24 protein-coding genes are annotated in these 25,975 nt (G+C 34.3%); 8 read left to right on the top strand and 16 right to left on the bottom strand.

Features of this window, described 5'->3' with window-relative positions:
- Window positions 1–75: 75 nt before the first annotated feature.
- From A8L32_RS10315 to A8L32_RS10305, 3 genes are all read left to right on the top strand, one after another.
- Window positions 76–1,386 (top strand): aspartate kinase, encoded by a 1,311-nt coding sequence (locus tag A8L32_RS10315; RefSeq protein WP_066630425.1) that lies wholly within the window; start codon window positions 76–78, stop codon window positions 1,384–1,386.
- A 12-nt stretch (window positions 1,387–1,398) separates the two neighbouring features.
- Window positions 1,399–2,556, top strand: a complete 1,158-nt coding sequence (lysA, locus tag A8L32_RS10310; protein WP_066630424.1) for a diaminopimelate decarboxylase — start codon at window positions 1,399–1,401, stop codon at window positions 2,554–2,556.
- Between the two features lie 248 nt (window positions 2,557–2,804).
- Window positions 2,805–3,722 (top strand): mechanosensitive ion channel family protein, encoded by a 918-nt coding sequence (locus A8L32_RS10305; RefSeq protein WP_066630422.1) that lies wholly within the window; start codon window positions 2,805–2,807, stop codon window positions 3,720–3,722.
- Window positions 3,723–3,764: 42 nt separating this feature from the next.
- Here the strand turns inward: A8L32_RS10305 and A8L32_RS10300 are convergent, their stop codons facing one another.
- The 5 genes from A8L32_RS10300 to A8L32_RS10280 form a co-directional block, all read right to left on the bottom strand.
- Entirely contained in the window at window positions 3,765–4,016 is a 252-nt protein-coding gene (locus A8L32_RS10300; protein WP_075590486.1) for a hypothetical protein, read from the bottom strand.
- 708 nt (window positions 4,017–4,724) lie between these two features.
- Complete coding sequence (locus A8L32_RS10295) at window positions 4,725–6,440, bottom strand: S41 family peptidase (protein WP_066630418.1); 1,716 nt, start codon at window positions 6,438–6,440, stop codon at window positions 4,725–4,727.
- Window positions 6,441–6,505: 65 nt separating this feature from the next.
- The gene (locus A8L32_RS10290) at window positions 6,506–7,210 is read right to left on the bottom strand and encodes a phosphoadenylyl-sulfate reductase (RefSeq protein ID WP_066630416.1); all 705 of its coding nucleotides are present in this window, start codon (window positions 7,208–7,210) and stop codon (window positions 6,506–6,508) included.
- Window positions 7,211–7,312: 102 nt separating this feature from the next.
- Window positions 7,313–8,332: a 6-phosphofructokinase gene (locus tag A8L32_RS10285; RefSeq protein ID WP_066630414.1), complete on the bottom strand. Its 1,020-nt coding sequence runs from the start codon at window positions 8,330–8,332 to the stop codon at window positions 7,313–7,315.
- A gap of 132 nt (window positions 8,333–8,464) precedes the next feature.
- Complete coding sequence (locus A8L32_RS10280) at window positions 8,465–9,301, bottom strand: universal stress protein (RefSeq protein ID WP_066630412.1); 837 nt, start codon at window positions 9,299–9,301, stop codon at window positions 8,465–8,467.
- A gap of 97 nt (window positions 9,302–9,398) precedes the next feature.
- On the opposite strand from A8L32_RS10280, the gene A8L32_RS10275 reads away from it, so the two are divergent.
- The gene (locus tag A8L32_RS10275; RefSeq protein WP_066630410.1) at window positions 9,399–10,688 is read left to right on the top strand and encodes a cryptochrome/photolyase family protein; all 1,290 of its coding nucleotides are present in this window, start codon (window positions 9,399–9,401) and stop codon (window positions 10,686–10,688) included.
- A 55-nt stretch (window positions 10,689–10,743) separates the two neighbouring features.
- Here A8L32_RS10275 and queA read toward each other — a convergent pair whose 3' ends face one another.
- The 5 genes from queA to A8L32_RS10250 all read right to left on the bottom strand — a co-directional run bounded on the left by queA (window position 10,744) and on the right by A8L32_RS10250 (window position 14,823).
- Window positions 10,744–11,793, bottom strand: coding sequence for a tRNA preQ1(34) S-adenosylmethionine ribosyltransferase-isomerase QueA (queA, locus tag A8L32_RS10270; protein WP_066630408.1), 1,050 nt, complete (start codon window positions 11,791–11,793; stop codon window positions 10,744–10,746).
- A 200-nt stretch (window positions 11,794–11,993) separates the two neighbouring features.
- A complete protein-coding gene (gene truB, locus A8L32_RS10265) occupies window positions 11,994–12,701 on the bottom strand; it encodes a tRNA pseudouridine(55) synthase TruB (RefSeq protein WP_066630407.1) in 708 nt (235 codons plus the stop codon).
- A gap of 78 nt (window positions 12,702–12,779) precedes the next feature.
- Complete coding sequence (locus tag A8L32_RS10260; RefSeq protein WP_066630406.1) at window positions 12,780–13,568, bottom strand: undecaprenyl-diphosphate phosphatase; 789 nt, start codon at window positions 13,566–13,568, stop codon at window positions 12,780–12,782.
- 115 nt (window positions 13,569–13,683) lie between these two features.
- Entirely contained in the window at window positions 13,684–13,935 is a 252-nt protein-coding gene (locus A8L32_RS10255; RefSeq protein WP_066630405.1) for a DUF3098 domain-containing protein, read from the bottom strand.
- 9 nt (window positions 13,936–13,944) lie between these two features.
- Entirely contained in the window at window positions 13,945–14,823 is an 879-nt protein-coding gene (locus A8L32_RS10250) for a cell division protein FtsX (RefSeq protein ID WP_066630531.1), read from the bottom strand.
- 172 nt (window positions 14,824–14,995) lie between these two features.
- Between A8L32_RS10250 and A8L32_RS10245 the strand changes: the two genes are divergently transcribed.
- The 3 genes from A8L32_RS10245 (at window position 14,996) to A8L32_RS10235 (ending at window position 17,509) form a co-directional block, all read left to right on the top strand.
- Window positions 14,996–16,399 carry a TlpA disulfide reductase family protein gene (locus A8L32_RS10245; RefSeq protein WP_158027224.1) on the top strand — a complete coding sequence of 468 codons (1,404 nt, stop codon included), beginning with the start codon at window positions 14,996–14,998 and terminating at the stop codon, window positions 16,397–16,399.
- Between the two features lie 96 nt (window positions 16,400–16,495).
- Complete coding sequence (locus A8L32_RS10240) at window positions 16,496–16,954, top strand: YehS family protein (RefSeq protein WP_066630399.1); 459 nt, start codon at window positions 16,496–16,498, stop codon at window positions 16,952–16,954.
- A 99-nt stretch (window positions 16,955–17,053) separates the two neighbouring features.
- On the top strand, window positions 17,054–17,509 hold the full coding sequence (locus A8L32_RS10235) for a hypothetical protein (RefSeq protein WP_075590485.1): 456 nt from the start codon (window positions 17,054–17,056) through the stop codon (window positions 17,507–17,509).
- Window positions 17,510–17,543: 34 nt separating this feature from the next.
- On the opposite strand, the gene A8L32_RS10230 is transcribed toward A8L32_RS10235, so the two are convergent.
- On the bottom strand, window positions 17,544–18,143 hold the full coding sequence (locus tag A8L32_RS10230) for a hypothetical protein (protein WP_066630395.1): 600 nt from the start codon (window positions 18,141–18,143) through the stop codon (window positions 17,544–17,546).
- A gap of 325 nt (window positions 18,144–18,468) precedes the next feature.
- On the opposite strand from A8L32_RS10230, the gene A8L32_RS10225 reads away from it, so the two are divergent.
- Complete coding sequence (locus tag A8L32_RS10225; RefSeq protein ID WP_066630392.1) at window positions 18,469–20,061, top strand: aspartate:alanine exchanger family transporter; 1,593 nt, start codon at window positions 18,469–18,471, stop codon at window positions 20,059–20,061.
- A gap of 118 nt (window positions 20,062–20,179) precedes the next feature.
- Here A8L32_RS10225 and A8L32_RS10220 read toward each other — a convergent pair whose 3' ends face one another.
- The 5 genes from A8L32_RS10220 to recO all read right to left on the bottom strand — a co-directional run bounded on the left by A8L32_RS10220 (window position 20,180) and on the right by recO (window position 25,956).
- Window positions 20,180–20,770 carry an outer membrane beta-barrel protein gene (locus tag A8L32_RS10220; RefSeq protein ID WP_066630389.1) on the bottom strand — a complete coding sequence of 197 codons (591 nt, stop codon included), beginning with the start codon at window positions 20,768–20,770 and terminating at the stop codon, window positions 20,180–20,182.
- 279 nt (window positions 20,771–21,049) lie between these two features.
- Window positions 21,050–21,799, bottom strand: a complete 750-nt coding sequence (locus A8L32_RS10215; protein ID WP_066630386.1) for a LytR/AlgR family response regulator transcription factor — start codon at window positions 21,797–21,799, stop codon at window positions 21,050–21,052.
- Between the two features lie 4 nt (window positions 21,800–21,803).
- Window positions 21,804–23,744 carry a tetratricopeptide repeat-containing sensor histidine kinase gene (locus tag A8L32_RS10210; protein ID WP_066630384.1) on the bottom strand — a complete coding sequence of 647 codons (1,941 nt, stop codon included), beginning with the start codon at window positions 23,742–23,744 and terminating at the stop codon, window positions 21,804–21,806.
- 124 nt (window positions 23,745–23,868) lie between these two features.
- Window positions 23,869–25,002 carry an aminotransferase class I/II-fold pyridoxal phosphate-dependent enzyme gene (locus tag A8L32_RS10205; RefSeq protein WP_066630383.1) on the bottom strand — a complete coding sequence of 378 codons (1,134 nt, stop codon included), beginning with the start codon at window positions 25,000–25,002 and terminating at the stop codon, window positions 23,869–23,871.
- Between the two features lie 207 nt (window positions 25,003–25,209).
- Window positions 25,210–25,956, bottom strand: a complete 747-nt coding sequence (recO, locus tag A8L32_RS10200; RefSeq protein WP_158027223.1) for a DNA repair protein RecO — start codon at window positions 25,954–25,956, stop codon at window positions 25,210–25,212.
- Between the last annotated feature and the right edge of the window lie 19 nt (window positions 25,957–25,975).

Below are 25,975 nucleotides of genomic sequence, written 5' to 3'. Positions count from 1 at the left end.
AAAAAGAATATTTTAAGTTTGCATACGTAAATTAGACTTGCAAATATTTATTGCTAAGTCTCATATCTCAATAAAATGAAAGTATTAAAGTTTGGAGGAACCTCGGTTGGTTCAGCCACCCGAATGAAAGAAGTAGCCGAGTTAGTATGTAACGGACAACAGAATATAGTTGTGCTTTCTGCTATGTCGGGAACTACCAATAGCTTGGTAGAAATTGCTAATTACCTGTATAAACAAAACCATGAAGGTGCCAATGAGTTAATCTCAAAGTTAGAGCAAAAGTATTATGGTGAAGTAGACAGTTTATATTCTACAGATGAGTATAAACAGAAGGGTAAAGAGTTGATAGAGTATCACTTCGATTACATTAAATCTTTCACCATTGATATGTTTACAGCTTTTGAAGAAAAAGCTATTTTGGCACAGGGTGAGTTGATTTCAACCGCTATGTTCCACTACTTTTTAGAAGAAAGCGGTACTAAGTCGACACTTTTATCAGCGCTTGACTTTATGCGTATTGACAAGCAAAATGAGCCAGACCTTCCTTATATCAAGGAAAATACGGTGAAAACATTAAAAGAGAAAGAAGGCTTTGATATTTATGTAACGCAAGGTTATATCTGCCGAAATGCTTTTGGTGAGATTGATAATTTGCAACGTGGAGGAAGTGATTATACGGCTAGCTTGATTGGTGCTGCTATAAGTTCAGATGAAATTCAGATTTGGACCGATATTGATGGCATGCATAACAACGACCCTCGTTTTGTTGAAAAAACCCATTCTATTGCGAATCTTTCGTATGATGAAGCAGCGGAATTGGCTTATTTTGGAGCGAAAATTTTGCATCCTACTTGTGTTCTACCAGCCAAAATAGGTGGCATCCCAGTCAGGTTATTAAATACCATGGAGCCTAAATCTCCAGGCACATTAATATCTGCCAAGCAAGAAAAAAATAGAATTACAGCTATAGCAGCTAAAGACAATATTACGGCCATTAAAATTAAGTCGGGCAGAATGCTATTGGCTTACGGTTTCTTGCGTAAGGTATTTGAAATTTTTGAAACCTATAAAACACCTATTGATATGATTACAACCTCAGAGGTGGGAGTTTCGGTAACCATTGACGAGGATAAACACCTAAACGATATTGTTGACGACCTAAAAAAGTTTGGTACTGTTGATGTTGATACCAAGCAGGTAATTATTTGTGTGGTAGGAGATTTAATTGCAGAAACAAAAGGTTATGCCGATAAAATTTTTAATGCGCTTAACAATATTCCTATCCGTATGATTTCGTACGGAGGTAGCAATTACAACGTATCAATTTTAATTGACGAGAAATATAAAAAAGAGGCGCTCAACGTCTTAAATGATAACCTTTTTTAATGGATAGTGCAGATGAGTAGTCAATTTCCAATTCAGAAATTAAACGAGGTGGAAACACCTTTTTACTATTATAATATGCAGTTGTTGGATGACACATTAAGTGTAATTCAAACTGAGGCTAATAAATACAATTACCATATTCATTATGCTGTAAAGGCCAATGCTAACAAACGGATTCTGGAAAGAGTAAACTCTTTTGGTTTTGGAGCCGATTGCGTAAGCGGTAATGAAGTGACCGCTTCTTTGGCAGCTGGGTTTACAAATGACAAGGTAGTATTTGCAGGAGTAGGCAAAGCCGACAAAGAGATAATTACGGGTTTAGAGAATGATATTGCGTGTTTTAACGTAGAATCCATCCCAGAACTAGAAGTTATCAACGAGATAGCTGAGCGCATGGGAAAAACAGCCAATATAGCCCTAAGAATTAACCCTAACGTAAAAGCCAATACGCATAAGTACATCACAACGGGTTTAGAAGAAAATAAATTCGGAATTTATATTTGGGATATTGAAAAAGTACTGGATAAAATTGAAGAACTGAACAACGTTAATTTTGTCGGCATTCATTTTCATATCGGATCTCAAATAAACGATTTAGATTCTTTTAAGCAGCTATGTACAAGAGTAAACGAGCTGCAGCAAGATATTTTTATCAAGCGCAGAGCCATTCCCAAAATTGTAAATGTTGGCGGTGGTTTAGGTATCGATTACGATAATCCAGATGATAATCCCATGCCTGATTTTGAGAAATTCTTTGCCATTTTTGATGAATTTTTAGAATTACAAGAAGGACAGGAAGTTCACTTTGAATTAGGACGTTCGGTAGTATGTCAGTGTGGTACTTTAATGAGTAAAGTGTTATACGTAAAAGAAGGTGTTAGCACGCACTTTGCCATTATTGATGCAGGTATGAGCGATTTAATTCGACCAGCTTTATACCAAGCCTATCATAAAATAGAAAACCTGACTTCTACACTTGAAGAAGATAAATATGATGTAGTAGGGCCTATTTGCGAATCATCCGATTGCTTTGGTAAAGCTGTTACCCTTCCTAAAACAGGAAGAGGCGATTTAATGGCAATCCGTTCGGCAGGAGCTTATGGCGAGGTGATGGCCAATCAGTATAACTTACGTGAATTACCGCAGGCAATCTATTCCGATTTGATATAGATAACTCACATTAAAATATTACAAAAGCTCAATTGGAAACAGTTGAGCTTTTTTATTGACTGCTACTTATAAATATTACTTCTAATTTAAAAATAGCTGTATTTTAGCATACAATGCTACTGCAGAATACTATAATTTTAACAAACTTAGGTAAAAATGCCTCTATTCATTATATTGAATTAAAATCAAGCTACACTTCAGGTAATTGATTTTTAATTCTAGTATAAAAATCATTTAAACGATATTATATGAAGCGCAACTATCAACTCGTTTTTAGCATTCTACTTATTTTTGTTTTTACAGCTATTGAGCCCATATCAAACTATATTTCTGAACTCACAGGGTTTGATTTTTATGGATTAATGACGCAAAAAGATAATTTAATTATTGCCAGTTTTTCGTGGCTGATCATCATTCTTCTAAAAAAACTAAAACACTATACACTAAGGCGATATGACATTACAAAAGAGGATAACTTATTATCGCGAAAATTACATACACAAATTAATATTCTAGAAAAAGTTACCATCGTAATAATAATCCTTATTGCTATTGGACTGATTCTACTATCGTTTGAGAACATTAGAAAAATAGGAATTGGAATTTTTGCTTCAGCTGGTTTAGCAGGTATAATCATTGGTTTGTCCGCACAAAAAGTGGTAGGCGCTTTGTTAGCAGGCATTCAAATTGCCATTGCACAGCCCTTTAGAATTGATGATGCCGTTGTAGTTGAGAACGAGTGGGGGTGGATTGAAGAAATCAACCTAACTTATGTGGTTATTAGGCTTTGGGACAAAAGACGCTTAGTATTGCCTTCAACCTATTTTCTTGAAAAGCCTTTTCAAAATTGGACACGTTCAAATGCTGATATTATAGGCACTATCTTTCTTTATACAGATTATAACATTTCGTTTGAAGCATTAAGAAATGAATTAAGCAGATTATTAAATAGTACCGATTTGTGGGATAAAGAAGTAAATGTACTTCAAGTGACCGATTCAAAGGAACATTCGGTAGAAATAAGAATTCTAGTAAGTGCAAAAAACTCTCCTACCGCATGGGACCTGCGCGTTTATATTCGAGAAAAGATGATTGAGTTTATACAAAATAACTATCCGGAAAGTTTACCTAAAACAAGAATCACTTTGGAATCTAAGAAAGATTAAACGCTATCTGTGCTATTCCTGATTATAATACCAATTATACTATTAAACCGGCTTTTCATGAAATGTTAAATTAAACTTAAATTCAGCATCTTCCAATGCTTTCCAGGAACCTTCTAACTCTCTACACCAATCCTGAATGTAATCTAAATATTTACTGTACTCGATACTATCAGCACCAAGATAAATCAACTCTCCCGTTTGGGTTTTACTTTCAGGGTATTCAATTAGTTCCTGTGCTGTCATATTCCCTATAGCTAGAAACCCCAATATTAAACTAATACATATATTTTTCATAGAAGCCTTTTATTATATCATACTCCGGGGCAATTGCATTTAAACCAAGAATCCCATCGCACACCTCTTAATCTCCTAAAGGAGTCCTTGCGCTCGGATTCCTTTAGGGAATAAAAGGGTGACAGGAGGCAATAAATAAATGATAATCTTTAAATGCGAATGCGGTGTATCATACACCTAAGATGCACACCTTATTAATATTCCATAAAATAAATCATTAGTGACCGTCAAAAATATTTTTATTTATTTTATTCAACTCCTCTGGAGTTGTACTGAAATATAAATTCCACTTCTATAAATATGTATCCGCTCTGGGGATATTAAAATAACTTCAGAGAAGTTAAATGTTTATAGAATTTGAAAACCAACCCCATCAATACAATCCCAGCGGGATTGAATATCAATAAAAGAATTCATCGATATTGAAAATAAATCTAAAAAATGGCTACTCTTTAAAATAACAAAAGCAGCCATTAGTAATCTTATTAATACACCTTAGTTTGTAACTCGCTTAAAGGTATACGGGCCCTTTTTAAATACGGCAGGAATACGCTCCAAATGATCGGCAGGTGTCATTTCCAATTACTTACATATATTAATGGAAAATCATTATTTCCCGTTTAGATTTTTTTAAACACAAAAAAACTCGGGGCGTAAATTTAAAAATTACACCCCGAGTTTTATATTATTTATTGCTTTTGCGATACCTTACTTCACCCCTCTTTTATCACCTGCATGGCTTAAAACTGTACCGTTTAAAATACCATTATATTCTGCAGGGTCATTAAGCACTTCAATAGCCTTTTTAAGTTCATCATCATCCTGTAACGATAATCTAATGGCCCCTTTTTGGTAGTAGTATCGTTTTATAATTTCATTGGCTAACAACTCACTAACCTCCTCTTTAAAGATGTTTAAATCCTTCTCCACATCCAAGGTAAGTAGTTTTTCAAGCTCTTCAAATTCAGCCTTAGCTTTGGTATAATAATCCTCTTGTTTCGCTGTTTTAAGCAATTTCTTTAAAGCATCTTGTGTTGCCGATTTATAAGTAAAGTCCTCTTTAGCTTTTACAAAAGCCTTAAATTCTTCAAAAGTCTCATCCGAAATTTTAAACTCTTCAGGAGACGCAATCTCTTTATGCTGAATAGCAAAGTCGGTAGCATAATTAAAAAACATACTTTGAGCTACTAAGGCATAGGCAATGTTTCCATATTTTTTGCGGTCTAAAGTGATATCTGGCGAAACACCTCCTCCATCAAATACCGAACGGCCGCCAAAGGTTTTAAACTCTGTAATTAATGAATCAGGAATTAAACCAACACTACCATCTTCGTTACGGTTGCTATAATCCACCGCTTGAATACATCTACCACTAGGTATATAATACTTGGCTGTAGTTACCTTTAATTTGGCATCGTAAGACAACGGACGTGTAGTTTGAACCAATCCCTTACCAAATGAGCGTTGACCGATTAAAACGGCTCTATCCATATCCTGAAGGCTACCGGCAACAATCTCTGATGCAGAAGCTGAACCTCTACTGATTAATACAGATACTGGACTAATGGTATCAATTGGCTCTGATGTTGCTCTATATACTTTATCCCACTGACTCACTTTACCTTTAGTAGAAACTACTTCGCTCCCCTTTTTAATAAATAAGTTTACGATTTTAACGGCATCATCTAAAAGCCCACCAGGGTTACCTCTCAGGTCAAGTACAAAACTCTCTGCTCCTTGGTTATCTTTTAAATCCTTCATCGCTTTAGCTACTTCTTTAGAGCAGTTTTGCGTAAAGTTATTTAAGATGATAAGTCCCGTTTTATCCGACACCATACCATAATAAGGAACTGGATTGATAGATATTTTTCTACGAATTAATTCAATAGTCAATGGTTTATCTTCTCCTGGCCTATCAAGCTTTAACTTTAAAGGTGTATTAGCAGGACCTTTTAGTTTATCACTAACGTCGGAAGTAGATTTACCTACTACATTTTCGCCATTGATTTCGATGAGTTTATCACCTGCTTTAAGACCTGCCTTTTGAGCAGGAAAACCTTCGTATGGCTCAGCAATAACCACATGTTCTCCATTGCGCGAAATCAAGGAACCCATGCCACCATATTCTCCTGTTGTCATGAATTTAAAATCCTCCATATCATCCTCAGGGATGTAGGTGGTATAAGGGTCTAACGACTCTAACATTTCATCAATACCTTTTTTAATCAGCTCTTCTGGATTTGTTTCATCCACATAGTAACTGTTTAACTCACGAAAAAGCGTATAAAAAATGTCTAGGTTTTTAACGATGGAAAAGTTTCTCTTATCATCATTATTAAAACCTACTAAACCAATTGAAACAACTAATAAAACCAGTGTTCCACTAATCCACTTTAGTCGGCTTTGTTTATTGAATATCTTCATAATTATATTTTATTCGGAGATGATAAACCTTTCTGAATGATGGCACACCCTCCCATTAAATTCTATTACTTTTTGTGTAATCCACATTCTTTGGTATCTGGATTTTCCCAATACCAACGACCAGCTCTAATATCCTCCCCTTCCATAATGGCTCTGGTACAAGGCTGACAACCAATACTAGGATAACCTTTGTCATGCAATGGATTATAAGGAATACCATTTTCTTTGATATAATCCCACACCTCTTTCTCGCTCCAATTGGCTAAAGGATTAATCTTTAAAATGTTATTGTTTTCGTCCCATTCAACTACCTGAATATCTGTTCTAGTTACCGATTGCTCTGCTCGTAATCCACAAATCCAGGCATCCAATCCTTCAAAGGCACGTTTCAATGGTTCCAACTTTCTGTTATAACAACACTCTTTCCTATTCTCGATGCTATCGTAAAACAAATTTATCCCTTTGGCTTGAACCATATTCTGAACAGCCTCTGCTTTAGGAGAGTATACCTTAAGATTTGATTTATACTTTTTAGATGTTCTATCAATTAACTCGTATGTTTCAGAAAACAAACGGCCTGTATCTAAAGTGAAAATAAGCGCATTATCAGTTACCGAAGTTAACATTTGTGTTAAAACCTGGTCTTCTGCACCAAGGCTCGAAGCCAAAGCTATTTTATCTTGATACTTCTCTACGAAAAAGCGAATTACTTCTGTTGGACTAGCTCCTGCCAGTTGCTCATTCAAGGCAACTATCTGTTCTTTTGTCATTATTATTTAAGCTTAAAAATGCGGCTGATGATGTTTCAAAAATAACACCAAACAACCGCAATTAGTTTTGAAGTTGGCATTTTAACTAAAAATTAACCAATCTTATATCTTGTCGCCGAAGCAAACACCCATATTTCGGGCTTTATCCACAAGTCTATCGTTAGCTTGTATAAGTTTTGTTTTGCCACCAACCTCTTCTAAAGGTACTGACGAAATTTCATTGTTTCTGACACAAACCATAGTGCCAAACTCTTTATTGTTGATTAATTTGGCAGCATAAGCTCCATAACGAGTAGCTAAAACTCTATCTGCTGGCGAAGGCGTACCTCCTCTTTGCACATAACCTAAAATAGTTTCACGTGTTTCAAGGTCGGTGCGTTCTTGAATTTGTTTAGCAATATACCTGGCAGCATTTTTTTTGTTCGGCACTTTAATACCCTCACCTACCACAACAATTGAATATGGTTTTCCACGTTCAGCTCTTGTAATTAACGTATTGGCGACTACCTCCATATCGTACTCTATTTCTGGTAGCAACACAATATCACCTCCACCTGCAACACCAGAATGTAAGGCTATCCAACCTGCATTGTGCCCCATAACCTCAATCACCATTACCCTTTTGTGGGAGTTAGCTGTGGTATGCAGTCTATCAATAGCATCAGTAGCAATATTTACGGCAGAATCAAATCCAAAAGTAACATCTGTACCCCAAACATCATTATCAATGGTTTTAGGAAGACCAACAATATTTAAACCTTCTTTAGCCAGTAAGTTAGCGGTGCGCTGCGTACCATTACCTCCAATACAAACCAAAGCATCTAAACCTAATTTTTGGTAGTTCTCTTTAATTACCTGAGGCTTATCTTCTACGGTATCACCAGCTTGTGGCTTAAATGGCTTCATCCTTGAAGTTCCCAATATGGTTCCTCCTAGGGTTAATATACCAGAAAGTTTATCTTCGGTTAATTCTTCTGTATTCATATCTATCAGCCCACTAAAGCCATTAGAAATTCCAATTACTTCCATTCCATATTGAACGATAGCAGTTTTTCCAACTCCTCTAATCGCTGCATTTATACCAGGACAGTCACCTCCTGCTGATAATATTCCTATTTTCATTATTTCTGTTTTTTTAGATATGATGCAGTAAAACATCAAAAAGCCAAACGATTATTACACTTTACAGTTAATCGCCAAAAATTATTGAAGCGTAAATTTAATTTAAAAATCCCTCTTTAGGAAGTAAATAGCCTATTGATGAAAGAAGAGCGTTGGAATTTCGGCATTAAAAAGAATTTTTTTAGTCCTGCTTGGTTGTAACAACTGTGAAATTGCATTTCTTTTTCGTCGGGTAATTGCCAACATATCAATATTATTTGCAGTAATGTATTCTTCTGTAGAATCTATAATATTAGCTCCTTCGATATAATCGCATACCATTGGTTGATTACGGTAAGTAGATTTGCAGTAATCACTATATTCTGTGAGCTTTTCAACAACCGCTTTATCTTTACCATGAGGACAATACTGAACATTATGAATTTTGGTATCAAAGGCTCCAACTAGGTTCACTAATTTATGCAAACTAGTATATTGACATTTCTCGAAATCGGTTACAAATAAAATATTCGTTAGTTTATCTAACACAAATTCGTAATTATTAGGCACTGCCATTACTGGATTTTGCACTTTTGTGATAACATCTAAAGTTACACTTCCTAATAATTCCTTAATGGTTTCGCCTTTGCTTTTAGTACCCATCACTACTAAATCAGGTGCATAACTTTCACAAAATTCAGGAATAATATCCTCGGGATACCCCTCTAACACTTCTAGCTTAACATGGTCTTTATCTATGCTTTCGAAATCCTCTAAAACTTCTGATTTCAATTTTTTCAACCCTTTTAAGGCATCATCATAAGATGATATAAAATTTCCTTCATCTTCTTTACCTTCATTACTCAATAAGTGTGTATAACAATACACCATAGTAATTTCTCCTTTAAGGTGATGAGCTAATGCTGCACAGTACTTAATGGAATTGATGGTATAAGGAGCAAAGTTTACAGGAATCAAAAATTTAATCATAATGAAATGGTAATTTTTAAAATATGTGCTTGTATAAAGTTATTAAAAAATAAACACATTGGTATACAATCTGTTTTATTCTAATAATTGAAGATGTATGACAAAAAAGAAAGTAAATATAGTCTGGTTACGCCGAGATTTGCGATTAGTGCACAACACTGCCTTAAAGCAAGCTGCCAGAGAAAAACTACCTGTATTATTACTGTTTATATTTGACGAAAACATTGTTAATCAACTTCCCGAAAATGACAGCAGGATTAGTTTTATCTACCAACAACTAGAAAGAATTCATTTAGAACTAAGATCACAGAATAGATCACTACTTATTAAAAAAGGGAATCCTTTAGATATCATCAGCTGTTTACTGCAGGAATACAATGTACCTTCTATTTTTGCGAACGAAGATTACGAACCCTATGCCATTAAAAGAGATAATGAGATAAGTGAATTATCAATTTCTTTTAATTCGAAACTGCATCTATTCAAGGATCAAGTAATATTCGCTAAGTCTGAAATAGTAAAGAAAGACCAATCTCCTTATACGGTTTATACACCATACAAAAATCAATGGTTAAATAATTTTGAAGTACAAATTCTAGACGAAGAATACGATATTAAGGCGGAATATATAAATGAAAATTTTCATTTTCCAAGTTTGACCTCTTTAGGTTTTAAAGCTGGAAGACATTTGGTGAAAGATTACAATTTAGATTGTTTAGGGGTCTATGAAGAACAGCGAGACTACCCTATAAAAGACATTGGTAGCTATATTGGACCTCATCTGCGATTTGGGACCGTTAGCATTAGGCAAATAGCCAAAGCTGCTTCTGAGCACAGCAAAATATTTTTAAACGAGCTTATCTGGCGTGAATTCTTTATGCAAATCATGTTTCATTTTCCACATAGCATTACCGAAAGCTTTAAACCTCAATATAAATTTATTCCTTGGCATAATAACGAGAATGATTTTAAGCTTTGGTGCGAAGGAAAAACGGGTTTCCCAATGGTTGACGCTGGAATGCGCCAATTGAACTCAACGGGATATATGCACAATAGAGTTCGTATGATAACTGCGTCCTTCTTATGCAAGCATTTACTTATCGACTGGCGTTGGGGCGAAACTTATTTTGCATCTAAGTTATTGGATTATGAACTTTCATCCAATATTGGCAATTGGCAATGGGCAGCCAGTACTGGTTGCGATGCAGTTCCTTATTTCAGAATATTTAATCCAGAATTACAGCAAAAAAGATTTGACCCTACTTTTGAATATATTAAAAAGTGGATACCCGAATATGGAACAAATCAATACCCCAAACCAATGGTAGATCATAAAACGGCCAGAGAAAGAGCTATTTCGACTTACAAAACGGCTATTATCAAATAAAAAATGCCGTACACTATAAAGTATACGGCATTATATATTTTTAGAATATCCTTAATTAGATAATTAACATAGCATCACCATAAGTACCAAAACGGTATTTTTCTTTAACGGCTACATCATAAGCATTCATTAAGTTATCATAACCTGCAAATGCCGCTGACATCATCATTAAAGTAGATAATGGTAGGTGAAAGTTTGAGATCATTGAATCTGCCACCTTAAATTCGTATGGAGGGAAAATAAATTTATTAGTCCATCCTTCAAAAGGTTTTACATGACCAAATGTAGAAACCGAAGTTTCGATGGTTCTCATCACTGTTGTTCCTACTCCACAAATACGTCTACGCTCCTCTTTACCTTTATTAATGATATTACAAGCTTCATCTGTAATGTAAATCTGCTCAGAATCCATTTTATGCTTGGTTAAGTCCTCCACATCCACCGAGCGGAAGTTACCCAAACCAACATGTAACGTAACTTCTGCAAAGTTAATTCCATTGATTTCTAAACGTTTCATTAACTCACGGCTAAAATGCATACCTGCTGTAGGTGCAGCAACTGCTCCTTCGTGCTTAGCATAAATAGTTTGAAATCTCTCTCTATCTTCTGGCTCAACCTTACGATCGATGATTTTTGGAAGCGGAGTTTCTCCTAATGCAAATAAAGCTTTTTTAAACTCATCGTAAGGACCATCATATAAGAATCGTAAAGTTCTTCCTCTTGAAGTAGTATTATCAATCACCTCAGCCACCATCTCATCGTTCTCGCCAAAGTAAAGTTTATTACCAATTCTAATTTTACGAGCAGGATCTACCAAAACATCCCACAATTTTTGTTCGTGATTAAGCTCGCGTAACAAAAATACTTCAATTTCTGCACCCGTTTTTTCTTTATTACCATACAATCTGGCAGGAAAAACCTTGGTATTATTGAAGACCATAACATCTTGATCAGTAAAATAATCAACCACATCCTTGAAGATTTTATGCTCAATAGCACCTGTTTTTTTATCCAAAACAAGTAATCTTGATTCATCGCGATTATGCGTTGGATGTAAGGCTATTAATTCTTCAGGAAGGTTGTACTTAAACTTTGATAACTTCATTTTGCGTTTACTTTATATTTTATCAACTACTGAAATATTCTCACTAATAAACTCGGTATGTACACATTAAGTTCACACCAATGATAATTTTACATTAGCCCAAACAGCTTAAATTTAATTTATGTAATTGTAATTGTGTAACTTAGCGTATGTGTGTACAAGAGCAACCTTATACGTAAGGTTTTTGCAAAGGTTGCAAATTATTTTAACTTTTTTTCAAACGTTTCGATATTCATGCTATTTTCATTGATATACTGGCCGATACGCGTTCTTTTTAGGGCCATTAAATGAGCCCCACTATTTAATGCTTTCCCAATATCTCTGGCTAATCCACGAATATATGTTCCTTTGCTGCACACAATTCTTAAAACAAGTTCATCATTTTTAAAATCTATTACTTCAATTTCTGTAATAACTAGCTTCTTAGCCTTTAGCTTCGGGTCTTTTCCTTGTCGTGCCAATTCATAGGCTCTTTTACCATCTACCCATACAGCGGAAAATGCTGGAGGTATCTGCTCTAGTTCTCCGATAAAATCCTTTAAGGTTTCATCTATTAATTTTCTATCAATATGGTCGGTCGGAAATGTTTCATCAATTTCTGATTCTAAATCGAATGATGGCGTTGTAGCTCCTAACTTTAGTGTGGCTACATACTCTTTTTCTTCCGCTTGGTAATTATCTATGGTTTTAGTTGCTTTTCCTGTGCAAATAATAAGCAAGCCAGTAGCCAAAGGATCTAAAGTACCCGCATGACCAACTTTTATTTTTTTTACCCCCAAGGCTCTACGTACTAACCAACGCACCTTATTCACTACATCAAAGGAGGTCCACTCATATGGTTTATCAAACAATAAAACTTCTCCTTCTTTAAAGTCATACCCACCGGGTTTAATGTTTTCAACTTCCATTTTCAAATCTATTATATACAAACAATTGCCAAGAGAAAGATATCCCTTGGCAATCGTATTTTATTAGTTTATATCTCTTTAAGCAAAGATAATTGCAATTGCACCTGCTGCGGCACAGTAGATAGCAAAGTATATTAACTTACCTTTTTTAACTAAACTGATCATGGCCTTACAAGCCAACAAACCTGCAACAAACGCCCCTATAAAACCTACCAACAAGGGCATAGCTCCAATAGAACCAGAAGCGGTAAAGTCATCCTTTAAAAAACTAAGAACATTTTCGCCTAGTATAGGTATCAAAACCATTAAAAACGAAAATCGAGCTACAGCCTCTCTTTTATTACCCAGTAATAAACCTGTTGCAATGGTTGAACCAGATCTTGAAATACCTGGCAGAACTGCTATAGTTTGGGCTATACCGATGATAAATGCATCCTTAAAAGAAACTTCTTTATCTTTAGACTTAGCATAAAATGTAAAGGCTAATAACGTAGCTGTGATTAGTAGCATACACCCAACCAGCAGCATAATTTTTTCTGTATTAAATAACTCTTCAACGTAATCTTTAAAGAATACTCCCACAATACCAATCGGTATCATACTAACGGCAATTTTAAAAAGATACTGTGTTTCCTCATTCCATTTAAAAGCGAACAAACCCTTAATAAGATGGGCAATATCCTTTCTGAAAACAACAATGGTACTTAACACTGTAGCACCATGCACTACTACTGTAAAAGTTAAATTATCAGTAGCCTCCACTCCCAATAAATGTTTTCCAATTTCAAGATGCCCACTACTACTCACAGGCAAAAATTCCGTTAATCCCTGAATAATTCCAAGAATTAAAGCTTCAATTACACTCATAATAAATTAGGATAATGTTTAATAGCTCGTTAGTCTTCAGTCATTAGTTTGACAGGCAAAATCAATGTAAGCTCTAACTCACTAAAACGAAATATTGATTTAGATATTTTAAGTTTTATTTCTTCTCTTTTGGCTTTTTCATAATGGCATAAACCTCAAAAGCAAAACCGACTAACACCAACATTGGCGCTAATGTAATGCGTTGAAATCCGTAAATTTCTTCATTAAACACATTAGGATCTTCACTTCTTCCTCCAATCATGAGTATAAAACCTAGAATTACGATGGCAAAACCAATAGCCATTAATATGTAGTTTTCTTTAGAAAGGGCGAATTCAAATTTCTTTTCTTGTTTGTTACTCGACATAGCGTTACGTTAAAAGTATAACTGATCTGTTTTTAACCTTAAATATTTATTTACTGCAAAAAAGGTGGACACTAACGAAAGAAATATTCCTAGTACTACCACCAAAATAAATAAAACTCCAATCAATTCAATATTATCAAAACCAATAAAACCTCCCAGTTCATGGTGCAAAACATAAATGCCTCCAGCTAACATTCCGTTGGCCAATAATGCACCCAGCAAACCATGTATAATGCTGGTGCTTACAAATGGCTGTCGTATAAAACCTTTGGTAGCTCCAACCAACTGCATGGTGTTAATTAAAAATCGTTTAGAATATATAGAAAGTCTTATGGTATTATTTATTAATGCAGTAGCAATCATTAAAAGCAAAAAGGTAAACGTTAGTAAAACCAAACTAATTTTATTCACGTTTTCATTTACTTTTTGAATGAGATTTTTTTGATAGAAAACCTCTTTAACTTGCGGAAAAGAATTAAATATCTCTTCAACATTTTTAATGCTATCTGGATTAGCATATTCAGCGAAGAGCTTTACCTCAATAGACGATAACAATGGGTTATAACCTAAAAAATCAACAAAATCCTCTCCCAACTCTTCCTGAAGTTCTTTGGCAGCTCTATCTTTATCAATGTATTCGGTAGCCTTTACATAAGAGGATGCATCTAAATATTTTTGTAATCGACGCACCTCTACCTCTCTAACATTGTCCTTTAAAACAATATTAAATCCTATGTTTTCCTTCACATAATTGGATAGGCGTTGGGCGTTTAGCATTAAATAACCTACTGCTCCCAGTAAAAATAATACCAATGCAATACTAATTACAGTAGTAAAATAGGAGTTACGGAGCTGCCGTTGTGTTTGTTGACTATCTTTCTTTTTCATGATATAATTGGCCATAAAGATAGAAAAAAGAACAAATGCATAATACCCTTTTAATAATTGTTTTAGATAGCCTACAATAAATTGTGAGAAATTAATTAATATGCGTTTTGAGGAAATAATTACGACATTTATTTATATTCGCTATGTTTTTAAATATAAACCAATTACAAAAATGAAAAACTTTATTTATTTAGGAATTGCCGTTTTACTTTTTGCATGTAACCCCCAACCTATTGCAAAAATAAGTGGAACAATTCAGAATCAGGCAGCTGATGAAATCGTTATATCAAATCAACTATTAGATTCATCAGATACTTTAAAAATTACCGACGGAGCCTTTATTGCTAGCTTAACAGTTGAACAAGCAGGTACCTATTACCTTAAAAATGGTAAATTTGGATTTATGCTTTACCTAAAGCCAGGTGCCGATATCACTATTAACTTTGATATTGATCAGCTAAAACAAGGTAACTATACAAGCCTTGAATTAAGCGGTAAAGAATTTGAAGAGAGCAAATTTGCGCTTTCGTTAAATGAAAAGCACAGTGCTATCATGAAAGACTTTAGAAATACCCTCATGCTTCCTTCTGATAGTTTTGAAAACCTGATTAATACCTACCATACAAGTATAATTAGTTCTATTGATTCATTTAAACAAACTGGCGTTGCAGACCAACACTTTTTTGACAGGATTGAACTAATCAAAAATATTGAAAAAAGCGAAAAATACATGTATTACACCATGTATCATAAGCGCTTAGCACCTCAAGACTCTTTACCTATTCCAGCGAGTTTTAAAACAGTGGGTGATGATATTGCTTTAGATAACGAAGCTTTATATAAAGAACTGAACACCTATAAGTATTTTGTGCTTAAAAAGTATGATGCTAAAATAAATCAAGCTATTGAGGATGAAGAATTAGATGTAGAATCCGCAGCAGCTGCTAATAAAAAGTTTGACTATTTAACAGCGCTTGCCGCAACGCAAGAAATAAAAGATGAATTAGGAAATCAAATGATCTCGTCATACACTTACGCTAACGACGAAGTTAAAGAGGTTTATGAGAGTAGATATGCAGAATTGATTAAAAACGAAGAATATATTGCTGAATTTAAAACTTTATTAGCAAAGCTTGACGCCTTAAAACCAGGAAACAAAGCACCTACTTTTGCTTACACAGACATTAATGGAGAATTAATTAACTCGGAAGATTTAAAAGGTAAAGTTATATACATTGACGTTTGGGCTACTTGGTGCGGACCATGCATGAGAGAGATTCCTCATCTTAAAGCTTTGGAAGAAGAACTTCATAATAAAGACATTGCCTTTGTAAGCATTTCTATTGATGGCGACAAAGACGCTTGGGAAAAGATGGTAGCCAAAAAAGAACTGAAAGGGTATCAACTTTTTGCAGAAGGCGAATGGAAATCTGACATCATCACAAACTACGCCATTAAAGGCATTCCTCGTTTTATCTTAATCGATAAAAATGGAAACTTAGTAAATGCAAACGCAGACAGACCATCATCGGAAGAAGTGATTAAAAAACAACTAATTGAACTGGCCAATAGCTAAACATCCTTAGTCGTAAAAATATTTTAAACCTCCAATATCAGCTTTATATTGGAGGTTTTGTTTTATCTTGCCGTCCATTAACAAAGTACATATAAAATGAACAATAACGACGTTTTAAGAAACATACGATATACCTTTGATTTGAATGACAGCGCTATGATCAAGTTGTTTTCTTTGGCTCAAGTAAAAGTTACGCGAGAAGAGGTGAGCAACTGGTTAAAAAAAGAAGATGATGATGCTTACAAAACCATTGTAGACCAATATTTTTCTGCTTTCTTAAACGGATTTATCGCACACAAAAGAGGTGTAAAAGAAGGTGAGCCTCCTGTTAATGAAAAGCGTTTGAACAACAACATTATACTACGTAAACTAAAAATTGCTTTGCAGCTTAAAGATGAGGATATTATTAATATTCTTGCCTTGGCAGACTTTAGCATTAGTAAAGGTGAATTAAGCGCCTTCTTCAGAAAACCAACGCAGGATAAATTTAGAGTTTGTAAAGACCAAATACTTAGAAAATTTTGTTTTGGTCTGCAAAAGAAATACCGAGGATAACTTAAAACACCACTTCTGAAATTTTATTGGCTTAATTATTAAATAATTGAATTCTTTTTCCGAACTTGAGGAATAAGTTCAATTTTTAAAATCAGGCCTATGACTATTGAGATTGACAACTCACACTTTTGCATACGTATGTATCATGATTTAGCATACTTTAAAACCATGGGGCATCATGGTAAAGAGGAAGCACTTTATTTTGATAACATTGCTAAACAAATGCTGAACGAATATAACCATTCTCAATTTGCTACTTTGTGCAACTTTAAAGAAATGGTATTATCAGAGCATCAGGCTGCCTTTGAGATTAATAAAACCATAAAACGTATTGCTAACACGGTTAATTATAAGTGTAATGCTATTGTAGTTAATTCAAAGTTTTTTGATGTTATGAAAGCCTATGTCTTTTCATTTTATCTGCGCAATATTCATGTAAACACAAGAGTTTTTAAATCGGAAAACGAAGCTCTTCATTGGATTAAATCCTTTGGTTTCGAAACCGAAGAAATAAGCCGATTTGTTGAATTAAAAAAAGCACCCTTAGATATTTAGGATGCTTTTTGTGATTATCTTGTAATATTGTGTTTTAAAATCTCTTCCCTATAGAAATACCAAAGGAATATGAGGAATACTCCTCTTTACAATCGTAAGAGAATATAGGTGTAAGTTCCCATCCATTTTCTATCTCTACCTCATAGTCAATTCCTACTTTAATAACCATAAAGGATTTAGAATCTTCATTCTCAATAAATTCAGTTTCAAATCCAGGCCCTGCAAAAATACCCAATCTAGGTATAGGTTTATATCTAGCTACTGCAGCTGCAATAACAATATTATTTCTTAATAACTCATCCTCATTCTTTTCACGAATATAATATTCATCCAGCTCAATATCAGCAATTAAACCAATATCAAACTTTTTAGATAGCGTATAATAATACTCTGCTCCCAAAGTCGGAATCCATTTTCCGGTGCTTTCTTCATGTGTTTCGTGCTCATAAAAAGCCGCTGCAACATGTGTAAAACCCGAATAAAAAGCCAGCTTGTGCTTGCCATGTTCGTGTTTTTCTATAGCGTGATGATTCGATGAGCCATGTTCATGATGTTGTACATCCTCATGCTGTGCCGACATTTCGGCACCAAAAACTAACGCTAAACATAGCGTCATTAATTTTAAGAAGTTCATTTTGTAACTAGATTATAGGTGTTTCTTACAATATGCGGCAAATGTAAGGCGTAAAGCTCCTAAGTGTTATCGCACCATCAAATTATTAACATTAATTAGCAATTGCCGTAAGCACCCCTAACACGTAGAATTGTAAATATGAGACATTGCAAGCAGCTCAACTTACTGAATGATTATTTATTACAAACGTATGCAACATATGCACATAGTTTCAAATGTTACAATGTTCAACTTTTAACTAATGTTAATAAACACTACAATTTCATTTCATCAATTATAAAAGCCTGATAAATAGTTATATTTGCAAGCCTAATCTAAAATACTCATGGAATACTTACAACAAGGTTACTTCGCTTTATTTGTTATAATATGTTTGGGATACATCATCGGAAATGCTAAAATAAAAGGAATATCCCTAGATATTTCGGCTATTATATTTGTGGCTTTAGTATTTGGTCATTATGGCGTGGTTATGCCTTCTATCATTGAAAAAATTGGCTTAATTTTATTCGTATATACAATTGGTATTCAGGCTGGTCCTGGATTTTTTGACTCCTTTAAAAAGCAGGGACGTACTTTAGTAGTAATGGCAACTGTTGTTATTATATCGGCATCCATCTTAACCTATTTAGCTATTGTACTTTTTAACATTGAAGTACCAGTAGCCATTGGTTTACTAACAGGAGCTCTCACTAGTACACCAGGTCTAGCTGCAGCCATTGAGAGCACTGGCTCTACTGGTGTTTCTATTGGTTATGGTATTGCCTACCCTTTTGGTGTTATTGGTGTTATTCTATTTGTACGATTATACCCAAAGTTTACACGAATTAATCTGAAAAAAGCAGAAGAGGAGTACGAAAAATCATCAGAAGAAAGTTTTCCTGAAATTTCCTTTAAACACTTTGTGGTAGAAAACGATAATGTTGCAGGCAAAACTATTGGAGAACTTAGGGTTAGAACCATGACACAGGGTGTTATTTCACGCGTTAAAACCAAAGGAGAACCTCAGGTTCCTTCTTCCAATACCGTGCTTAATCAAGGCGATATTATTAAGGCAGTAGGAACAGAGGATGCTTTAAATAAAGTAGAACTATTAATAGGAAGCGAAACAAAGGAAGAAATTCCTTTAAAGGAAGGTTATGAGATACAATCTATCTTAGTTTCTAATGCCAATGTGATGAATAAGACCATTAAGGAAATTTATCAATGGACAGCCACATATAATGTCACTATCACCAGAGTAAGACGTTCGGGTATAGATATTACACCTACTCCAAACTTACGATTACAGATGGGTGATAAAATAAAAATTTCATGTAGCAAAGCACATATGCAAATGGTGACCAAGATTTTTGGTGGAAATAGTAAGAAGCTTTCTGATACTAACTTTTTCCCTATTGCAGCAGGTATTGTATTAGGATTTTTCTTGGGTAAATTCTCACTCAACTTTGGTCATTCTTTTACCTTTTCTTTAGGTTTAACAGGAGGCGTTTTAACTGTTGCTATGATTTTAAGTAGAATTGGTAAAACAGGACCTATTATTTGGTCTATGTCAGGTGGTGCCAACCAATTACTACGAACTTTAGGGTTAATGTTCTTTTTAGCTGGTGTAGGTACAAAAGCAGGAGCGCACATTGTAAGTACTTTTAACGAATATGGCTTTACTCTATTTTTAGTTGGCGGATGTTTAACTTTAATTCCAATGATTTTAGGAGCAGCTGTAGCGCGTTGGATATTTAAGGTGAATGTACTTTCTATGTTAGGAGCTTTAACGGGCTCAATGACTAGTACTCCAGGATTAGCAGCCGTTGACCCTATGACTGAAACTAATGCTCCCTCCATTGCTTATGCTACGGTTTATCCAGTAGCCATGGTTTTATTAATTATTTGTGTTCAGATATTAGCCTCATTTGGTTGAAAATAAAAAGCTTCCTCTTAAAAAAGAGGAAGCCAAAATTACCCTAACCTTAATCATCATTATTTAACCCGAGGGTAATCGCTTGTCTCAAATCACTTATTTTCGCTATCTACAAATATTAAAAAGCATACATTACACCTACCGCGAGGCTTAAATAATCAGCACCTCCTAAAGTGTATTTTAGTTCTCCAGTTAAGTTAAGCTTAGATGAAATAGGCATTCTACCTCCAATACCAATATTAATACCGATTTCGCTACCAGAATCATCGAAACCTCCCATTGAACTATACGAATCTCCATAAGGGTTATACTCACTTCCATATTCTTCCATCATTCCGTCCAACTCTTCACCTAAACTACCCAATGCGTCACCAACAGCATCATCCAGATCAATCTTATAAAAAGTCATATTTAAACCAGCTAAGGCATATAAGGTTTTACCTTCAGCGCTAGCTAAAACATAATGTCCATTAAAATCAAGTGCCGACCAAGTAGTATAGTCTTTTTTAAAGAAGTAAGTAAATCCTCCATCCGCTTCCCATTTATCATTAAATAGATATAATCCTTTTACATTAATACCTACATTTTTAATTTCTGTGGCGTAAGTTAAACCACCACCGGCCATAAATTTTGATTCTTGTGCTGATGCAAACGCAGCAGAAAGACACAATACACAAATAACCACTAAGCTTCTCATCTTGAATGTCATAATTTAAGTTTTAAATTTAATTTCGATTCAAAACTAAAGCTATTCGATATGATTATTGAAGTATATTTGAATATGCACTGTCTATACTTGAATTCGTGCATAAGCATCTTGAATTTGATTTTATATACCTTAACTAGAGGAGCATTGACTTAGAACAGACAGAATAAATTACAAATAGAAACGAAACATTAATACTGAGAGTGATATTATAGAAAAAAGCATACTAAAACCATAATAGGCGCATGAACAAACTCTCTATCGATGAATTTAAAGAAAGCTTTAGCACGATTGTTCTAGAATCTGAATTAGAGGCTGTTTACGCCTAGATGATACCGGTATTTCTTTCCCATTGGATAAGATGATAAAACCACCATCACTTTTATCAATTTTACTAATGTATTTTAGATTTACCAAAAACGATTGATGTGGACGTACAAACTCGTATTCCTCCAGAATAGAAGCGTATTCCTTCATCGATTTAGATACCATTACATGATTGGCATTGTTTAAGTAAAAAGTAGTATAGCTATTGTCACTTTTACAATAAATAATATCTTTCACATCCACTAAATGTAAAGCCTCTGCTGTGCGCAAAACTAATTTTCTGGTTTGCGTTTTTTTCTCGTAATGCGATAAAAAATTATTGTATTGCACAGGATTATCTGCCACCGAAATTTGCTCCACTACTCTTTTAATAGCCTCAATAAACTCGTACTCATTTACTGGCTTTAGGATATAATCCATGGCACTAAACTTAATGGCCTTAATGGCAAACTCATTAAAGGCTGTAATAAAAATCAGCTTAAAATTATAAGGATGTAATTTTTGCAGAATATTAAACCCAGTACCTCCCTTTATTTCAATATCTAATAGTACAATATCTGGTTTAGTATCTTGAATCAATTTCACCCCACCATCAACAGAGTCAGCCTCACCAACAATATTAATGTCGGGAAAATTATCTTTAATCATTGAGGCATTAAGAGCTCTTAAATCCTTTTCATCGTCAATTATTACCGCCGAAATCATACTACTATTCGTTTAAAATAGGTAAATACACTTTTACCAAAGTTCCCCTACCCCCTTCATTACTCAAATCAATCATTTCAGGTTCAGGTAAATTAGGGTAATTACTTTTTAAAATACTAATCCGTTGTTTAAATATACTAGTAGCCATAGAAACATGACCATTATTTTTTCTGTTTTCCGAAGATTTAATACCTACTCCATTATCCTCAACTTCTACATAAAGTAAATCTTCTTTATCCAATATATTCAACTCGATAAGACCTCCTGAATCCATATCTTTAACACCATGTTTAATGGCATTTTCGATAAAAGGTTGCAATAACATTGGAGGTATTTGAATAAACTCAGTTTCTAAATCATCATCATAATTTAGGCTATAAGAAAATGAACCATTCCCTCTCATCTGCTCTAACTCCAAATAATTTTGTAGTGTATTAATTTCCTCCTCTAAACTAATATAATCTGCACTAGAATTATTTAATATAGAACGAGCCAACGAAGCAAAATTACCCATAAATCGAGCCGCTTTCTTTGGATCATTACGATACATATAATTCTGGATACTAGCCAAAGCGTTAAATATAAAGTGAGGATTCATTTGCGATTTCAACAACTGCTGTTGTAATTTTTCCTCTTTTAGTTTTGTCGTTCGTTTGCGAGAAACGATTACTGAATAAGCAAAAGCTAAACCCAAAACCAGAATAACAATAATAGCAATCCCCAGTCGAAGTCGTTGATTTTTAATTTGGTTTTCTGCCGACAGTATCTCAATTTGCTGTTCCTTTTGCTCCGTTTGATATCCTATTTCCAATGTTTGAATTTCCTTTTGATATCGGGCCATTCTAATACTATCTCTAAGGCTATTTGTATTAGCCATTATTTGCATAGCTTTTTCCCATCTATTTTGCTTCCCTAACAATTCTACTTTAGCATCACCAATCAATATTAAATTTTCAATAGAATGCACATTTTCTGCACATTGATCAGCTTTATCTAAATATTTAGTTGAATTATTTAATTCATTCTTCGCTAAGCTTATTTTTCCCAAAAATGCATAACAATGGGATAAGTAACGTTGTGTATTATACTTTTCATGAATTTTAATTGCCTTTTGAAACCAAAGAATAGAGACAGGATAATTCTTCTTCATAAACCAGGCTTCACCCATTAAATGATAGGTTACGGCCATTCCCTTATCGTAATTCAATTCCTCCTTTATCTTTAAAGCCTTTTTAAAATAAGCTAAGGCTTCATCCCCTTTATTCTGTTTCAGCATTATTTCACCCAAGGAACCGTAATTATACGACATCGTTCTTTTATCCTTATTATCTATGGCTAAATTCAAAGATACATTTAAATGATAAGCTGACTTATCGTATTCATCTTGCGCAAAATAAGTGGCTCCTAACGTATTGTGCGTATAAGACGCTTGGCGAGTCATACCTTTATGTTCATACATTTCTAAAGCCAGATAAAAATATTTGATGGCTAACTCATTTAAATCTTGCTTGCGATAAGCCTGTCCTAAATTATTATAATTGTAGCATAATTGTGAAGAGTCCTTTAACTGCAACGCGATTTGAAGAGACTCATTATGAAGACTGATAGATTTATCATAATTCTCATCGTAACGCTCTTGCAATCCTAAAATATCCAACGATTTCATCTCGCCATATCTATATCCAACATCCTTAGAAAGCCCAACATAGATTACCAATAAAGGCTTGTAATATTTTTTTAATGACCTACGATGTCTTCTGATACTTTTCAGGAGACCATACATCATAGTTGTGTCACTTTTTGCTAGCTTAATCTGCTGTGATATGGAGTCGTTTAAGAAAACATCTCGTGATATGGTCTGCCCAACAACCATTTGAGATGGATGAATAAGTAAGATCAATAATAACAAACACCATATTTTGGGTTTGATTAGGGCTAAAATCATACAGGTTTATTCTTAAGACATTATTATTATAACAAACTTAATTATAATAATTGTGAATTCGACCAATCGCACTTAAAATACAATTAGTCAGCATTTTTGCAGCATAAATAATCACAGGGTGGTGCTATACCTTTTTTAATCTGGAGGCAGCTTCAACTAAAACCTCATCTGCAACAGAAATATTAACTCTAAGATATTTTTTCTTGCTATTTTCGTGATAGTAAAAGCTAATAGGCACAGTAGCCAAATTTTGTTCCTCCATTAATCGGATAGCCAAGGCTAAATCTGTTTTATCCGCAACGCCCTCTATTGTAATCAATTGAAAATAGGAACCTTTACAAGGGATTGCCTTTACCTTTGAATCTTCAATATGAAAAAAAAATAAATCTCGCTTTTTCTGATAAAATGTAGACAACTCACTAAAATTACTATGGTCTTTTAAATAATCGGCAATGGCCATTTGGTAAGGCAAGTTAATCCCCTCTCCAACTATAGATACCACTTTTCGAATCTGCTTCATTAATTTTTCCGAAGCAATACAGTATCCAATATGCCAATTGGGAATATTCAACGTTTCATTAAACGATGATACGATTACACTTCGTTCTCTCAGCAACGGATACAAGGCTACACTCTGATGCATTTCTGCATCAAAAACCATATGCTCAAAGGACTCATCACTGACCACCACAATATTGGTTCCATTTAAAATTTTCTGTAGCCGAATCATATCTAATTCCGACATAGTAGAACCTGATGGAAAATGCGGTGAATTAACAATAATCATCCGCGTTTTCGTAGTAATTAACTTTTGAACATCTTCCCAGTTAACCACAAATTTAGGAGCCTCCAACGAAACGTATACAGGACGCGCACCAGCCAACTTAATGGCTTCTTCATAACTTTTGTGAGCTGGTTCAAATACCAATACCTCATCGCCTTCTTTCAACAAAGCCAAAATAGTGCAGAAAACGCTTTGCTTAACGCCAGCAGTTATCGTTAATTCAGTATCTGAATTATAAGAATGGTCGTATAATTTTTCAATTTTACTCGCGATGGCATTCCTTAAATCTGGTAAACCAAACTTTGGAGAGGACATATTTGCATAAGGCAAAATATATTTACTCACCAAGTCCTCAAGCTCCTTATTACAACTCATTTCCGAATGACTTTCGGCTAAGTTTAAACAAGAAGATTCCCGAGCATATTCTACAATTGCTTTAGGAGAAGTTATATTTTCTAGGTTAAGTGATATCATTACAATTATTAGGTCTAATAAAACAGTTTGGTTCGCAAAAAAAGAGTCGCATTACAGCAGTGGTAAACACCTATTTTTCAGGATCTGCTATTATTATTTATAGCCTCACAACTACGAGCGATATACAATTTACAAAAGTTTTTCTGATATTATAAGGGTTTCCCATAGAAATAGTTTATTCTTAGGTAAACACCTGTTATTATTTTACTACCGGAAAACTTCCTTGAGGACTTCAAAGGATTTAATATTTGAAAACCCTGATAAATGAAGGTGGTAATACTGCAGCATTTTATCAATAAATGAGCTCCGATCTTCGCTGCATAAAGTTAGTTGATCGAGTTCATCAATACCGATATTTTGTAGCTGAAAAAGAATCATTGTTTCTACATAATTCATGTATTCCTGACTCACTGGCTCTGTGACTTGAAACATACCCGTTTTTAAATCAAAAAACTTGCAATTATCTGAATCTTTAAAATGTGGATAAAAACCTAACAGTCGCGTTAATCTGAATAGTAAAAACAGATGAAAATTATGAACGCCTGGTAAATTACCATCTAATATAGAAATGGATTGATGCAAAAAATCAAACAAACCTTCTACCGCCTTATCTTCTTGCTTTAGTGCCTTGTTCAATACCTCTGCAATAAAAAATGCTAAACCACGCCTTACAGCCTCAAATGGCACTTGCATAAAAGGCATACTTACTTTAAAATCTTTAATTCGATGTATTGTTTTCTTCTCAGAATGATAAACTTCTAAATCGAGTAATGTAAGAGGTTGAAGAAAAACAGTTTTACCCTTGTTTTTGCGACTTCGTACTTGATTAATCATATACGATTGAAGCCCGAATTGTTCTGTATAAATATGCGATACAATACTAGTTTCAGCGTATCGGGTATAGTTTAAAACAATTCCTCTGGTGGATTCAATCATAATTGTGAATTTACTCACAAAAATAGACTATTTACCC

Origin of the sequence: Labilibacter marinus (genome assembly GCF_001659685.2) — a bacterium.
GTDB lineage: Bacteria > Bacteroidota > Bacteroidia > Bacteroidales > Marinilabiliaceae > Saccharicrinis > Saccharicrinis marinus.
Note: the sequence above shows the minus strand (reverse complement) of the source record. Positions and strands in the feature narration are given on the sequence as shown.

Excerpts from the sequence above, each read along its gene's own strand:
- lysA (WP_066630424.1), top strand. The coding sequence starts at position 1,399 with ATGAGTAGTCAATTTCCAATTCAGAAATTAAACGAGGTGGAAACACCT.
- A8L32_RS10275 (WP_066630410.1), top strand. The coding sequence starts at position 9,399 with ATGACAAAAAAGAAAGTAAATATAGTCTGGTTACGCCGAGATTTGCGA.
- A8L32_RS10300 (WP_075590486.1), bottom strand. The coding sequence starts at position 4,016 with ATGAAAAATATATGTATTAGTTTAATATTGGGGTTTCTAGCTATAGGG.
- A8L32_RS10295 (WP_066630418.1), bottom strand. The coding sequence starts at position 6,440 with ATGAAGATATTCAATAAACAAAGCCGACTAAAGTGGATTAGTGGAACA.
- A8L32_RS10280 (WP_066630412.1), bottom strand. The coding sequence starts at position 9,301 with ATGATTAAATTTTTGATTCCTGTAAACTTTGCTCCTTATACCATCAAT.
- truB (WP_066630407.1), bottom strand. The coding sequence starts at position 12,701 with ATGGAAGTTGAAAACATTAAACCCGGTGGGTATGACTTTAAAGAAGGA.
- A8L32_RS10225 (WP_066630392.1), top strand. The coding sequence starts at position 18,469 with ATGGAATACTTACAACAAGGTTACTTCGCTTTATTTGTTATAATATGT.
- A8L32_RS10245 (WP_158027224.1), top strand. The coding sequence starts at position 14,996 with ATGAAAAACTTTATTTATTTAGGAATTGCCGTTTTACTTTTTGCATGT.
- A8L32_RS10260 (WP_066630406.1), bottom strand. The coding sequence starts at position 13,568 with ATGAGTGTAATTGAAGCTTTAATTCTTGGAATTATTCAGGGATTAACG.
- A8L32_RS10210 (WP_066630384.1), bottom strand. The coding sequence starts at position 23,744 with ATGATTTTAGCCCTAATCAAACCCAAAATATGGTGTTTGTTATTATTG.
- A8L32_RS10250 (WP_066630531.1), bottom strand. The coding sequence starts at position 14,823 with ATGAAAAAGAAAGATAGTCAACAAACACAACGGCAGCTCCGTAACTCC.
- A8L32_RS10230 (WP_066630395.1), bottom strand. The coding sequence starts at position 18,143 with ATGAACTTCTTAAAATTAATGACGCTATGTTTAGCGTTAGTTTTTGGT.
- A8L32_RS10215 (WP_066630386.1), bottom strand. The coding sequence starts at position 21,799 with ATGATTTCGGCGGTAATAATTGACGATGAAAAGGATTTAAGAGCTCTT.
- A8L32_RS10315 (WP_066630425.1), top strand. The coding sequence starts at position 76 with ATGAAAGTATTAAAGTTTGGAGGAACCTCGGTTGGTTCAGCCACCCGA.
- A8L32_RS10290 (WP_066630416.1), bottom strand. The coding sequence starts at position 7,210 with ATGACAAAAGAACAGATAGTTGCCTTGAATGAGCAACTGGCAGGAGCT.
- A8L32_RS10285 (WP_066630414.1), bottom strand. The coding sequence starts at position 8,332 with ATGAAAATAGGAATATTATCAGCAGGAGGTGACTGTCCTGGTATAAAT.
- A8L32_RS10205 (WP_066630383.1), bottom strand. The coding sequence starts at position 25,002 with ATGATATCACTTAACCTAGAAAATATAACTTCTCCTAAAGCAATTGTA.
- A8L32_RS10235 (WP_075590485.1), top strand. The coding sequence starts at position 17,054 with ATGACTATTGAGATTGACAACTCACACTTTTGCATACGTATGTATCAT.
- A8L32_RS10305 (WP_066630422.1), top strand. The coding sequence starts at position 2,805 with ATGAAGCGCAACTATCAACTCGTTTTTAGCATTCTACTTATTTTTGTT.
- queA (WP_066630408.1), bottom strand. The coding sequence starts at position 11,793 with ATGAAGTTATCAAAGTTTAAGTACAACCTTCCTGAAGAATTAATAGCC.
- A8L32_RS10240 (WP_066630399.1), top strand. The coding sequence starts at position 16,496 with ATGAACAATAACGACGTTTTAAGAAACATACGATATACCTTTGATTTG.
- A8L32_RS10255 (WP_066630405.1), bottom strand. The coding sequence starts at position 13,935 with ATGTCGAGTAACAAACAAGAAAAGAAATTTGAATTCGCCCTTTCTAAA.
- A8L32_RS10220 (WP_066630389.1), bottom strand. The coding sequence starts at position 20,770 with ATGACATTCAAGATGAGAAGCTTAGTGGTTATTTGTGTATTGTGTCTT.